Origin of the sequence: Yeosuana aromativorans (genome assembly GCF_014646655.1) — a bacterium.
In the GTDB taxonomy this organism is placed as follows: domain Bacteria; phylum Bacteroidota; class Bacteroidia; order Flavobacteriales; family Flavobacteriaceae; genus Yeosuana; species Yeosuana aromativorans.
In genome coordinates, this window is the sequence record NZ_BMNR01000003.1 from 438,807 (window position 1) to 453,076 (window position 14,270).

The following is a 14,270-nucleotide window of genomic DNA, read 5'->3' on the forward strand; positions in this document are numbered from 1 at the left end:
ACGAAGTGTCATATTGAACCGTTTTGCTTATTAAAAATAAAAATGTGTTTATTGAGAATTGATTAAATAAGTCTGCCAACTAAATCTTCAATTTTAGAAATAAGCTGAACTTTAATAGCCGTATTTTTTAAGGAAATGGTGTTGTATTTAGATACAAAAATAGTGGAAAATCCTAGTTTTTCTGCCTCAAGAATACGTTGCTCTACACGTTGTACAGGTCGTATTTCTCCAGACAAACCAACCTCTGCAGCAAAACAAAAATCTTTTGGTAAGGCCACATCTTCATTGGACGATAAAATGGATGCCACCACTGCCAAATCAATGGCAGGATCATCTACATTAATGCCGCCCGTAATATTTAAAAACACGTCTTTAGTGCCCAAACGGAATCCTGCCCGCTTTTCCAGAACAGCTAAAAGCATATTAAGTCGTTTGGCATTAAAACCCGTAGCAGAACGTTGCGGTGTGCCATAAACGGCTGTACTTACCAAAGCCTGCACTTCTATCATTAAAGGTCGCATGCCTTCTAAAGTGGCCGCTACTGCATTTCCGGATAATTCCTCATCTTTTTTAGAAATTAAAATCTCTGATGGATTGGTCACTTCTCGCAATCCGGAACCTTGCATTTCATAAATGCCCAATTCATTTGTGGAACCAAAACGGTTTTTATTGGCTCTTAAAATCCTGAACACATGGTTGCGGTCACCTTCAAATTGCAAAACCGTATCTACCATATGCTCTAAAATCTTTGGCCCTGCTATATTACCATCCTTGGTTATGTGCCCAATTAAAATGACTGGTGTCGCTGTTTCTTTTGCATATTTGATCAGCTCGGTTGTACATTCCTTAATTTGGGAAATACTTCCTGAAGACGATTCAATATAATCACTATGCAAGGTTTGAATGGAATCAATAACCACGATATCGGGTTCCAAATCCTCTATTTGCTTAAAAATATTTTGAGTTTTTGTTTCCGTTAAGATATAACAGTTTGTATCTCCCGGATAAATACGCTCCGCTCGCATTTTTATCTGTTTTTGACTCTCTTCTCCAGAAACATATAGGGTTTTGTAAGGCAATTTTAAAGCAACTTGAAGTAACAACGTGCTTTTTCCAATACCGGGTTCGCCACCCAAAAGTATCATAGATCCGGGTACGATGCCTCCGCCCAAAACACGATTAAATTCCCCATCAAAAGTATCCAATCTGGACTCTTGGCTTGTGTCAATATCCTGAATACGAAGTGGTTTTGAAACACGTTTCACAGATAAGGTAGGCGATTTCCAATCGCTTTTTTCTACCTTTTGAATGACCTCTTCTACAATGGTGTTCCACTCTTTGCAAGCCGTACATTGGCCTTGCCATTTGGAATACTGGCTGCCACAATTCTGGCAGAAAAATGTTGTTTTTACTTTAGCCATTTTCACTTTCCACAGAGATGCGGAAAACTTTTAATTATATCCGAAATCTGTTTTAATTGCCTCCGCTTTTTCCATCATCAAATCTTTGGTTATACCACCTATCTCTTCAAATGAATACCCTGATTGATAGGTTCGCATGGCTTTTTTGGGTTCTCCTGTTTCTTCATAAAAACGTGCTAAGTAATAATTTCCTAAAAGTGTTTTAGGGTATTCCTTCCTGGCCAGTTTTCCTAAATCCTCAAAATATTGAAATTCTTCCTTCTTTTCTATACAAGCTTCAATAGCCTTAAAATCATTGATAAGTATTTGTTTTTCAATGCCAAATAAATCATGGATGGTTTGGTATTTTTCCTCAAGATAGGCTACTGGAGAGGTTTCCAACTTAAGTATTTTTTCTTTGTATTCATCTTTGGTAATGGGCCTAAAAACAGAGAAAATATCTTCTAGCGCATTGGGAATTGCATGAGCCGGAACCGAGTAATAAGAAGGGCCATCAAAATTGTCGAAATAGTAAGATACCTGGTCATTATCAATTCCCTTCAAACTTGTATTTAATTCATCAACTCCTTTTTTTATGGAAGGAACATCGTTGGTCGTGGTTGCCAAATAATAAAATAGCCTGCTTTTAATCTTAGTCAACCTATCAGGAACATACGTGCTCATTTGGGGAGCCAGCTCTGGACTGACCACTATATAGGCCTGAAATAATGGCTGTTCTTTCAACAGATAATAATTAATAAAATTAGCAGTTTCTCCATGACCCACAACTGCTTTAAAGTTCCCAATTCTATATTTATTTTGAATATAAGGAATAAGCTCAGTACCAATAAATTCAAAAAAATTGGCTCCTTTTTCTATAGGCAGTGAATTTTGCTCAGAATACATACAATCATCATAACGTTTGTCAACTTGGTTGATACCAACCACAACAGATTCCGGCATGTCTTCCCAATAGGAATAATAATCTACATTACCGGCAACGGCTTCAAATAAATAATCGCCATCAAGCACAATGAATAATGGATAGACTTTATCAGTATCATTGCTATAACCCCTTGGCAATTGAATTTTAAGTTCGCGGGATTCACCTAGCTTGTTGGATTCAAAAGGTTCATAAATAACCTGAGCCTCAATAGCATTAAAGGTTAATACCAACAATAAAACGTAAAGAATTGATTTCATTTGTATGACTTGAGAATTAGTTGAGAGCAAGGTAATAAATAAAGCGAACGTTTAAAAACAAAGTATTTTAAAAACTTTAAACTTGATTTAAACTTTTAAACTTGCTTTATTTCTGTTGTAAATAGGTAGGTAAATCAATGATAGACCTCCTAAAATAATAATCATAAGGGTTTGTGATGACCAAATGATCCAGCCAAACGCCAAACTTGGTTCTTTTGCAATTCCAAAGAGTGAAAACGCCGCATAAATAGTTAAAGGATAAGACCCAATTCCTCCGTTTGTGGCAGCAATACTTAAACTCGCCGAAATAAAACCAAATAAAATAGCTCCCAAAGAAATGCCTTGTATTTCCTCAACGGCAAAAGACGTTACATAAAACATCAGGACATACATGACCCAAATGAATAAAGTATGAAGTATAAATGGCCACTTTTTTTCCATTTTAAAAATACTCAACACACCTTCTATAAGACCATTACAAAACGCTTTGACTTTTAAAGCAATTTTTGAATGGCTTCTTGCAATATATATGAAAAGTAAAATAGCTAGAACCACAAATATAAGTGCAAGAAAAACGATTTTTGTAAGATTGAACCTGGTTATCAAAAAATTGTAAATAAGGTCAAACTCCAGACATAATGCCAATAAAATGACTGCAAAAATCATAATCAAATCGGCAATACGTTCAGAGACAATGGTTCCAAAGCCTTTTTCAAAAGGGACGTTTTCATAATTTGTTAAGATGGTTGCCCTGGCTACTTCTCCTGCTCTTGGAATGGTGTAATTTATTAAATAGGTAGCAAAAACAGCCATGATACTGTTTCCCAATTTAACTTTGTAACCCATAGGTTCCAGCATAAACAGCCAACGATACGCTCTGGATAAATGGCTTAACAACCCCAAACAAACACCTAGAACTATATATTTATAATCAGCTTTTTTTATATACACCAACAACTCGTCAAAAGACACTTTTGAAAGCGCATACCAGGCCAAAAAAACTCCCAGTAACAATGGGAGTATAATCTTTAGCGTTCTTTTTATATTTAAAGCCAAGGGGTTATTTTAACAAATTAGTAGCTTCGTCTGGAAAGACCAACGACGGCTTAAAGACTTTGGCCTCTTCAATATCCATAAAGGCATAGGTTATCAATATTAAGGTGTCACCAACCGATACTTTTCTGGCAGCAGCCCCATTGAGGGTTATTTCACCGCTATTGCGTGGACCAGGAATGACATAAGTGTCCAAACGTTCGCCATTATCGTTATTGACAATTTGGACCTTTTCGCCTTGTATAATGTTGGCAGCATCCATTAAATCCTCATCAATAGTGATACTACCAATGTAGTTAAGGTCTGCACCTGTGCATTTTACTCTGTGAATCTTAGATTTTACAACTTGAACTTGCATGTGGCAAAGATAATTAATTTAATGCGATATTGTCTATAAGTCTAATTTCGCCAACATATACCGCAATAAACGCCCTATATGTTTTGGTTTTTGATTTTCGTTTAATTTGTTTTAAGGTTTCAACATCAGCAATTATGAAGTATTCCAGCTCTAGAAGCTCTTGGTTTTCAAACTGCTTTGTAACCCATTTAGTAACTTCATTAGCACTTTTTGTGCCAAAATATTGTTTGGCAGTTTTTAAGGTTTTGTAGATAAAAGCGGCAGCTTTTTTTTGTTTATCTGTCAGTCTTGAATTGCGCGAACTCATAGCAAGACCGCTAGACTCCCTATGGATTTCACAGCCAATTATGTTGACAGGGATATGGTGTTTGTCAACCAGTTTTTTTATGATTTGCAACTGTTGAAAATCTTTTTCACCAAAATAAGCGTTGTCTGGTCTAACAATTTCAAACAAGCGTTTTACTACCGTTCCCACACCATCAAAATGCCCTTTTCTAAATTTCCCTTCCATTACGTGCTCAAGCCCATCAAAATCAAACTGCTGTGACACGGTATTTCCTTGGTACATGGCATCTACTGAAGGCGCAAATATTAAAAGCTCCTTAGAAATGGATTCCAAAAGGTGCATATCGTTTTCTAAGTCCCTTGGGTATTTGTCAAGGTCATCCGTGTTATTAAACTGCGTTGGATTTACAAACACGCTCACAAAAACCTTGTCATTGTTTGCCAATGCTTTTTCAACCAAAGCCAAATGACCTTTGTGCAAAGCACCCATAGTGGGCACAAACCCAATGGTTAATTGTTGTGCTTTAAAGGCATCAACAACCTCTTTAATTTGCGCTGTATCTGAAAAAACCTGCATTTTTTAATAAAAAATTAACGGGTGCAAACTTAAGATTTTACAATCAATCTGCATAAATTTTTGTACTTTTGCGTGTTTTTTATTTTGAATTTTCAAAAGCGAACAGTTTATGCAACTTGTAAAAGACGATTTTTTATTTCAAAAAATCATGATTTTCTGTTACATATACCTATCAAAAAAGCAACAAAAACGAACATATGAAAGATAAGAGGATATTATATGTATCATCTGAAGTAGTACCTTATTTACCTGAGACCGAAATTTCATCCATGTCATTTGAAGCACCAAGATTGGTGAATCAACAAGGTGGTCAAATAAGAATATTCATGCCTAGATACGGAAATATTAATGAGAGAAGACATCAACTGCACGAAGTTATAAGGTTATCAGGGATAAATTTGGTGATAAATGATCTGGACATGCCTCTTATTATTAAAGTAGCCTCTATTCCAAAAGAACGCATTCAGGTTTATTTTATTGACAATGACGAATATTTTAAAAGAAAGGCAACCCTAACCGATGAAAACGGAAATTTGTTTCCGGATAATGATGAAAGAGCCATCTTTTTTGCCAAAGGCGTTATTGAAACCGTGAAAAAATTAAATTGGTCTCCAGATGTTATTCATGTTCATGGTTGGCTGGCATCATTGTTGCCGCTTTATTTAAAAGAATATTACAAGGACGAGCCTTTGTTTAGTGACAGTAAAATTGTGACATCCGTTTATGGACAGAATTTTGATAATACTCTTAACAAAGACATGCATAACAAAATTAAATTTGACGGTATTGAGGAAAGTGCCATTAACATACTTGAAGAGCCATCATATATTAACCTAATGAAAGTTGCTATTAACTATTCTGATGCATTGATAGTTGGTTCTGAAAATATCCCAACAGATTTAGAAACCTATTTAAAAGACTCAGAAAAACCTGTTTTAGAATTTAAACATAAAGACGAATTTGGAGAAGCCTATACAAGTTTCTTGAATTCAAGCGTTTTAGTTTAAACCCTGTCCTTTACAAATTACGATATGAAAAAAATATTTAATGCCCTTAAATTTACTTGTGTTTTTTCTTTAATTCTTGCAGTGTTTGTAAGTTGTGACAAAGATTTTAATACGATTCAAAGTGATGTCATTGCTGCAAAAAATTTTAATACCGATTACACACTTGCCCCGATAACATCTTATAACAGGAAACTTGATTCTGTTAAAATCAATAATCTAGGAGCCAGCTTGTTTGGTGTTTTCAATGACCCTGTTTACGGACAGACCAAGGCTAGCATTGTTGCACAAGTAATACCGTCATCATTTAATCCTAGTTTTGGTGATAACCCAAAAATTGAATCGGTCATATTAAACATTCCATATTATAGTAGAGCCATAACAGATTCTACCTATACAATTAAAGACTCTTTATTTGGAGATTCCCCTATTAAATTATCTATTTATCAAAACAACTATTTTTTAAGGGATTTTGACCCAAATTCCGAAACCAATAGTGCCCAAAACTATTATTCATACGCAAATAATCCTGCCAATAACACGGATAATTTTGCAGTAACCGAAAACGGAACCATTAATTTTGATGATTTTAAATCTGCAGATACACTTTATTACGATCCATCGTTTGTGCCAAGCAGTGACGCCATTGTTATTACAAAAACAGCTTCTGATGGAACGGAAACTACAGAACGTCTAGCTCCTGCCCTCAGAGTTGAATTAGATACTACTTTTTGGAAATCTGCCATTTTAGATAAAGTAGGGAGCACTGAACTAAGTAATGCCAATAATTTCATCAATTATTTTAGAGGCTTATATTTTAAAGCAGAACCTATTGGTAATGATGGCAACATGATTTTATTTAACCTAGGTGCTAGCGGCGCTAACATAACCATAAATTACTCTTACGACTCTACTATTACTGATGGGGAAAGAGTTCAAAGTAGTTATGTCTTAAGTTTTACTGGTATTAAACTTAACACCTTTATAAACGATTTTACAACACCTTTAGAAAATGGTGACCCCAATCTTGGTGATGAAAAACTGTATTTAAAGGGAACTGGTTCAATGGCTGTTGTTGATTTATTCACTGGATTAGTAGATTATACAGATGAAAATGAAGTTACTACACAAATCCCAGCTTTAGAGGCTTTTAAAAAAACCTACAGAGCGGTTGATGATAACGGTGACTACATTATTAAAAATGGTGACTTTGTGTTAAAAAGACTTATCAATGAGGCTCAATTGGTAGTTCATGAAGATGAAACCATGGCAGAACCTACAGATGATTATCATAAATATGACAGGTTGTATGCTTATGACATTAAAAATAATATCCCCTTGGCCGATTATGATTATGATCCAACAGGCAATACAACAGATCCGTTTAATTCAAGATACATTCATTTAGGGCAGCGAATGACCGATGACAATGGCGTTACTAAATATAAGATACGTATTACTGAACAATTAAATAATATTTTACTCAAAGATTCAACCAACACCAAAATAGGTCTTGTTCTGTCTACAAACGTTAACCAAACTTCCGGTTCAGCTCTTTTAGATAGTTATGATGATGTGAGCGGTGTACCATCCATGTCTTTGCTAACTCCTAGAGGCACTGTTTTATATGGCAGTAATCAAAACGTGGCAGAAGACAAAAGAATGGTTTTAGAAATATTTTCTACCGTACCTGATACAAAATCAAATAATTAGATGCTTAAGTGATTTTTCAAAAAGTCTTTTTAATTCTATATCTATATACTGTTGAAAATGAAGTTCGTCGTATAAATTAATGACTTCATATAATAATTGTCGCATATTGGCTTTTATTTTTTAATATTTGCTCTGCTATTATAAACCCAAATCAAATTAATTATGTGTGGAATTGTTGGATACATAGGACCCCGAGAAGCTTACCCAATCATCATTGAAGGACTTAAACGCTTAGAATACAGAGGCTATGATAGTGCCGGTATTGCGCTTTTTGATGGCACAAACCTTGGCGTTTGCAAAACCAAAGGGAAAGTTGCCGACTTAGAAAACAAGTTTAACTCTCATACTTCCAAAAGCGGACATATTGGAATTGGACATACAAGATGGGCAACCCATGGTGTCCCTAATGATATCAACTCCCATCCACATTATTCAAATTCTGGTAATCTGGTCATTATTCATAATGGTATTATTGAAAATTATGATTCTTTAAAAAAAGAGCTGATTTCCAGAGGCTACACGTTTCAATCAGATACAGATACCGAAGTTTTGGTCAACCTAATTGAAGATGTAAAAAAGAAAGAAAATGTCAAGTTGGGACAAGCTGTTCAAATTGCGTTAAACCAAGTTATTGGTGCCTACGCCATTGCTGTTTTTGATAAAACCCAACCTAAAGAAATAGTTATTGCACGATTAGGTAGCCCGTTGGCCATTGGCGTTGGAAAAAATGAGTTTTTTATAGCCAGTGATGCATCTCCGTTTATTGAATACACCCAAAATGCCATTTATTTAGAAGATGAGGAAATGGCTATCATACGCCTACATAAAGACATTAAGGTTAGAAAAATAAAAGATGACTCTTTAGTTGCTCCTTATGTTCAAAAGCTTCAAATGAATCTGGACCAGATTGAAAAAGGAGGTTTTGAACATTTCATGCTAAAAGAAATTTACGAACAACCTAAAGCCATTACCGACACCTATCGTGGTCGTCTCAATAGAGAGGAAGCCATTATCAAAATGTCAAGTGTTGAAGATAACATGAAAAAGTTTCTCGCCGCAGACCGCATCATTATTGTAGCCTGTGGTACATCTTGGCATGCCGGTTTGGTAGCTGAATACATTTTTGAAGACCTTGCACGAATTCCAGTTGAAGTTGAATACGCTTCAGAATTTAGATATAGGAATCCTATCATAACTGAAAAAGATGTTGTAATAGCCATTTCGCAATCTGGTGAAACAGCAGATACACTTGCCGCCATTAAATTGGCAAAATCAAAAGGTGCTTTTGTTTTTGGTGTTTGTAATGTGGTTGGTTCTTCCATTGCCAGAGAAACCCATACGGGAGCTTATACGCATGCTGGCCCAGAAATAGGTGTGGCTTCTACCAAAGCATTTACCACTCAAATTACGGTTTTATCACTTATTGCGTTACGTCTAGCAAGAGCCAAAGGCACTATTTCAAGTTCAGACTTCCGTCACCATTTACTGGAGTTTGAAATGATTCCAAAAAAAGTGGAAAAAGCATTGGAATCTGATGCTCACATTAAAATGATAGCAGACATTTACAAAGACTCCAAAAACTGTCTGTATTTAGGAAGAGGGTACAATTTCCCCGTTGCACTTGAAGGCGCTTTAAAGCTTAAAGAAATATCATACATTCATGCAGAAGGTTATCCTGCGGCAGAAATGAAACACGGCCCAATTGCTCTTATTGATGAAAACATGCCTGTAGTAGTCATTGCTACCAAAAAAGGACACTACGAAAAAGTGGTCAGTAACATTCAAGAGATTAAATCCAGAAAAGGAAAAATTATCGGAATTGTAACCGAAGGCGATGTTGATGTAAGGGAATTGGCAGACCATGTTATTGAAGTCCCAGAAACACTGGAATCACTATCCCCTTTACTAACAACTATTCCATTACAATTATTGTCTTATCACATAGCTGTATTACTAGGAAAAAATGTTGATCAACCAAGAAACTTAGCTAAGTCCGTTACTGTTGAATAACTTATAATTGACCTTATAAAATATATATTTTGTGCTATAGATCAAATATGCTATATTTACAATAAACCTTCCTTATTTTATCAATTCAGCAAATATAAAAGCAATTTTATGCTAAAATTTACTATGCGCGCATAATTTTTTTTACATTTATGTAATTATAACTTATAATATTTTTTATATTGCTCACAAAAATAACTAAACTAATTCTCGTAAATGAAAACAATTTTCCCGATTTTATTAATGCTTTTTTGTGGATTAGCAAATGCACAAACAACAATTACTGGATCTGTTGTTGATGATAGCGGTCAACCTATACCAGGCGCCAATGTTATAGTTGTTGGAACTACTACTGGAACTGTCTCAGATTTTGACGGAGCTTTTAGCCTTAAAACTAATTTAAATCCGCCATTTTCACTACAAGCTAGTAGTGTTGGTTTTGAAACGGTAACACAAGAAATAACTTCAAACAATCAAACTGTTAACTTTATTCTTAAAGAAGGAACTTCTTTAGATGAAGTTGTTATTTCGGCTTCCAGAACACCAGAACGTATTTTTGAATCACCTGTTACCGTAGAACGAATCGGTCTTAAAGAAATCAAAAATACAGCTTCTGTTGATTTTTATGACGGGCTGGAAAATCTTAAAGGTGTTGATGTTAACACCAATAGTTTGACTTTTAAATCTGTTAATACCAGAGGTTTCGCCACCTTTGCAAACAACCGTTTTATGCAATTGGTAGATGGTATGGACAATTCTACACCGGCCTTGAACTTCCCTATTGGAAATTTAGTGGGTATGATTGAAACCGATGTGCAAAGTGTTGAATTACTGCCAGGAGCATCTTCTGCCCTATACGGTGCCAATGCCTTTAATGGTATCTTGTTCATGAGAAGTAAAAATCCGTTTGATCATGCAGGTATAAGCGCTTATTATAAGCAAGGAATGACATCCCAAAAAGCAGCTGGAGACAATCCGTATACAGACTTTGGAATAAGAATGGCCTATAAGTTTAGTAACAAATTTGCTGCCAAAGTAAATTTTGGATATCTAAAAGGAACCGATTGGGCTGCAAACAGTACGGTTGACAAAAATTCTGATGGTGGCACCAGAGCTACAGATTTAAACTATAATGGCGTTAATGTTTATGGTGATTTAGTGTCAACAAACATAAAATCTGTTGCGGTGACTCTTGAAGGTTTGGGTATTTTGCCGGCAGGTGCTAATGCGTTGGTTCCCTCTGTCAATGTGAGTAGAACAGGTTATGATGAAGCTGACTTAACAGACTATAATGCTGAAAGTGTTAAAGCAGATTGGGGATTATACTACAGACCGTTTGAAAATGACTTTGAAATATCCTATGTTGGAAAAGTAGGAACCGGATCTACCATATACCAAGGTAGTAACCGATATCATATAGATGGTTTTTTTCAAGAACAACATAAACTAGAAATAAGAAACGATAATTTCTTTTTAAGAGGCTACGTTGTTGATGATAAAGCAGGAAAATCATATGATATGGTAGCAACTGCTATCCAGATTAACCGTGCTTGGAAAGATGACAGTACATGGTTTGGTGAATATACAGGAACTTATGTACAGGCCACGCTTGCGGGAGCAACAAATGAACAGGCACATGCAGCAGCGAGAGCCCAAGCAGAATCTGGTAGATATTTACCTGGAACTCCAGAATTTCAAGCTGCCTATAACAGAAGCATCAATGACCCTGATTTATTAACGGGTTCTAAATTCCAGGATGCATCTAAATATTACCATGCCGATGGTAATTATAATTTTAGCAACTTAATAGATTGGGCAGAGATACAAGTTGGTGGTTCCTACAGAAAATATAGCTTAAACTCTTCAGGAACCATTTATACCGACAAAAATGGACCAATTGATTATTATGAATATGGAATGTACACCCAGATTCAAAAAAATATTGAATTAAATGAAAACCTTGATTTAAAACTAACTGGATCCTTGCGATATGATAAAAACAAGTTTTTTGACGGTTTTTATTCCCCTAGATTATCTGCTGGTTTAACAGTAAATAAAAATCATAATTTTAGGGCGTCTATCCAAACTGGATTCAGAAACCCAACCACACAAGATTTATTTATAGGCTTGGATGTAGGTCCTTATGTGTTGATTGGTGCAGCACCAGATAACTTGGACCGCTATTCAGTACCTTACAATGTTAGTGGAGCTGGACAAATGTTAGGTCAGCCAGCAACCATCACCCAAACCGGGGCTGCTGGTTATTATAATTCATATACCAGAAGTTCTGTAGAGAAATTAGCTGCAACAGGAGACCCTTCTGTTCTAGAAGTTGCTAATCCAGATTTAGTAAAACCAGAACAAGTAACATCTACAGAAGTTGGTTACCGAGGAAAATTTGAGTCATTAATTGTTGATTTAAGTGCTTATTACAACAGCTATAAAGATTTTATTTCTCAAGAAATTGATATTGCTCCATTATATGGAACCGTGGGAGACAATTCACTGTCTGTGGCAGCCATAGCAAATAACGATTATCAAGCTTATGGAACCTACACCAACTCTCCTGTAGGGATAAAATCTTATGGAGCATCATTAGGATTGTCCACTAAAATCTTTGGTAATTTTGATTTAAGTGGAAGTTATACCTATACAAAACTGGACTTTGACCAAGCTAAATATCCAGACATTGCGACCTATTTCAACACACCAGAACATAAATTCAAAGCTTCTTTTGGAAATACTGAGTTATTTAAAAACTTCGGATTTAATGTATCATACAGATTCAGTGATGATTACTATTGGGAAGCAACCTTTGGTGACGGTGTGGTTCCAGAATATCATGTATTGGATGCACAAATCAACTTGCTCGTTCCAAGTATGAAATCTATTTTTAAAATAGGTGGCACCAACCTTACCGGAAAAGAATACACAACCGCTTTTGGTACAGGATATATAGGATCAATGTACTACGTATCATGGACTATTAACAACTTATAAAAAATTGATTATGAACACAAAATATATATGGCTGTTAATAATCCTATTAGGATTTACAGCTTGTAACACTATAGAAGATGTCAGTAGAACAGACGCACCAGTTGCATTACCTGACCTAACTACTGGTACAGCAGATTTTTCAAACTATGTGGCACTTGGAGCTTCGTTTACAGCGGGTTACACAGACAATGCTTTGTTTATTGCTAGCCAAGAAAACTCATTCCCCAATATTATTGCCAAAGAATTCTCTAAAGCTGGTGGTGGCGCATTTACACAACCTTTAATGAGTGATAATTATGGTGGTTTAGCCGCTGGAGGCACAAGAATTGCCAACCCAAGACTGGTTTTTGGAGGTTCAGGTCCTGTACCATTAGAATCAGTAATAGGTCCAGTAACTGTTGGCACAGACATAGTACTTAATAACCCATCGGGACCATTTAATAATTTAGGTGTCCCAGGTGCAAAAAGTTTTCACCTGCTTGCAAATGGTTACGGAAACATAGCCAACTTTCCTGCTGCGGCAAATCCGTATGCGGTGAGACTTACAGGAAGTACACCCAATGCCTCTATTTTAGAACTGGCAATGGCTCAAAACCCAACATTTTTCACCTTATCAGAAATTGGGGGTAATGATGTTTTGGGGTATGCTACATCAGGTGGTGATGGTTCTAATCCCATTACAGATTCACCTACCTTTGATTTTGCTTTTAACACCTTAGTTACTACCTTGACTTCTGGGGGCGCTAAAGGCGTTGTGACCAATGTTCCTTATATTACAGATCTACCACATTTCACAACGGTACCTTATAATCCATTGAGCCCAGCTAACCCTAGTTTTGGACCATTAATCCCAACACTTAACGGAGTTTTTGGGCAGCTTAATCAAGTATTTGCTTACTTAGGCGTACCCGAAAGATCCATCGTTTTTTCAACTACCGAGGCTAGTGCCGTTGTCATAAAAGATGAGACTCTTACGGATTTATCAGCACAAATTGCTGGCGTCTTGAATGCCAGCCCAACATTTCCCGCATTTGTACAAAGTTTTGGACTTCCTGCTCAAGCGGCTCCACTAGTGGCCAATTTATTGGGTTCTATGTATGGACAAGCAAGACAGGCAACTGCTGATGATTTATTTGTGCTACCTAGTAGCTCTGTTATTGGAACCGTGAACACAACCACCTATGCTTATTTGACCGGTCAAGGCTTACCAGCTAATTTAGCAGGACAATTTTCTGTGGAAGGCGTTACCAATCCTTTAGCAGACAAATGGGTGTTATTGCCAAGTGAACAAGACGAAATTAAAATGGCAACTGATGCTTATAACGCAACCATTGAAAATGTTGCCAGCGCAAATCCTAATGTAGCTTTGGTTGATTTAAATGGTATTTTACAAGATGCCTCAACCAGCGGTATCATAGCAGACAACTTTACCCTTACTACCAACTTGGTCTTAGGTGGTGCCTTTAGTTTGGACGGCATACACTTAACAGCAAGGGGTTATGCTTACATGGCCGACAAATTTTTGGAAGCCATTGACACGACCTTTGGCTCTAATTTTGTTGCCTCTGGAAATGTGGCCAATATAGGAGACTATCCAACCAATTATTCGCCCGCTTTGCAATAATTGAAATACGATATGATATGAGAACACCTTCCTTTTGAAGGTGTTT

Annotated in this window: 10 protein-coding genes; 5 read left to right on the forward strand and 5 right to left on the reverse strand. The window is 36.2% G+C overall.

What is annotated here, in order from left to right:
• Positions 1–62: 62 nt before the first annotated feature.
• The 5 genes from radA to panC form a co-directional block, all read right to left on the reverse strand.
• A complete protein-coding gene (radA, locus tag IEW94_RS08895; RefSeq protein WP_188652115.1) occupies positions 63–1,421 on the reverse strand; it encodes a DNA repair protein RadA in 1,359 nt (452 codons plus the stop codon).
• Positions 1,422–1,451: 30 nt separating this feature from the next.
• Positions 1,452–2,603 carry an alpha/beta hydrolase gene (locus IEW94_RS08900; RefSeq protein WP_188652117.1) on the reverse strand — a complete coding sequence of 384 codons (1,152 nt, stop codon included), beginning with the start codon at positions 2,601–2,603 and terminating at the stop codon, positions 1,452–1,454.
• 87 nt (positions 2,604–2,690) lie between these two features.
• Entirely contained in the window at positions 2,691–3,659 is a 969-nt protein-coding gene (locus IEW94_RS08905) for a lysylphosphatidylglycerol synthase transmembrane domain-containing protein (RefSeq protein ID WP_188652119.1), read from the reverse strand.
• 4 nt (positions 3,660–3,663) lie between these two features.
• Positions 3,664–4,014 (reverse strand): aspartate 1-decarboxylase, encoded by a 351-nt coding sequence (gene panD / locus IEW94_RS08910; RefSeq protein ID WP_188652121.1) that lies wholly within the window; start codon positions 4,012–4,014, stop codon positions 3,664–3,666.
• A gap of 13 nt (positions 4,015–4,027) precedes the next feature.
• Positions 4,028–4,876, reverse strand: coding sequence for a pantoate--beta-alanine ligase (panC, locus tag IEW94_RS08915; RefSeq protein WP_188652123.1), 849 nt, complete (start codon positions 4,874–4,876; stop codon positions 4,028–4,030).
• 197 nt (positions 4,877–5,073) lie between these two features.
• Between panC and IEW94_RS08920 the strand changes: the two genes are divergently transcribed.
• The 5 genes from IEW94_RS08920 (at position 5,074) to IEW94_RS08940 (ending at position 14,224) form a co-directional block, all read left to right on the forward strand.
• On the forward strand, positions 5,074–5,883 hold the full coding sequence (locus IEW94_RS08920; protein WP_188652125.1) for a glycogen/starch synthase: 810 nt from the start codon (positions 5,074–5,076) through the stop codon (positions 5,881–5,883).
• A gap of 24 nt (positions 5,884–5,907) precedes the next feature.
• Positions 5,908–7,593 (forward strand): BamH family beta-barrel-assembly machinery protein, encoded by a 1,686-nt coding sequence (gene bamH / locus IEW94_RS08925; protein WP_188652127.1) that lies wholly within the window; start codon positions 5,908–5,910, stop codon positions 7,591–7,593.
• Positions 7,594–7,755: 162 nt separating this feature from the next.
• Positions 7,756–9,603, forward strand: a complete 1,848-nt coding sequence (gene glmS, locus IEW94_RS08930; protein WP_188652129.1) for a glutamine--fructose-6-phosphate transaminase (isomerizing) — start codon at positions 7,756–7,758, stop codon at positions 9,601–9,603.
• Between the two features lie 213 nt (positions 9,604–9,816).
• Positions 9,817–12,600, forward strand: a complete 2,784-nt coding sequence (locus IEW94_RS08935; RefSeq protein WP_188652131.1) for a TonB-dependent receptor — start codon at positions 9,817–9,819, stop codon at positions 12,598–12,600.
• A 10-nt stretch (positions 12,601–12,610) separates the two neighbouring features.
• The gene (locus tag IEW94_RS08940; RefSeq protein ID WP_188652132.1) at positions 12,611–14,224 is read left to right on the forward strand and encodes an SGNH/GDSL hydrolase family protein; all 1,614 of its coding nucleotides are present in this window, start codon (positions 12,611–12,613) and stop codon (positions 14,222–14,224) included.
• Positions 14,225–14,270: the final 46 nt, after the last annotated feature.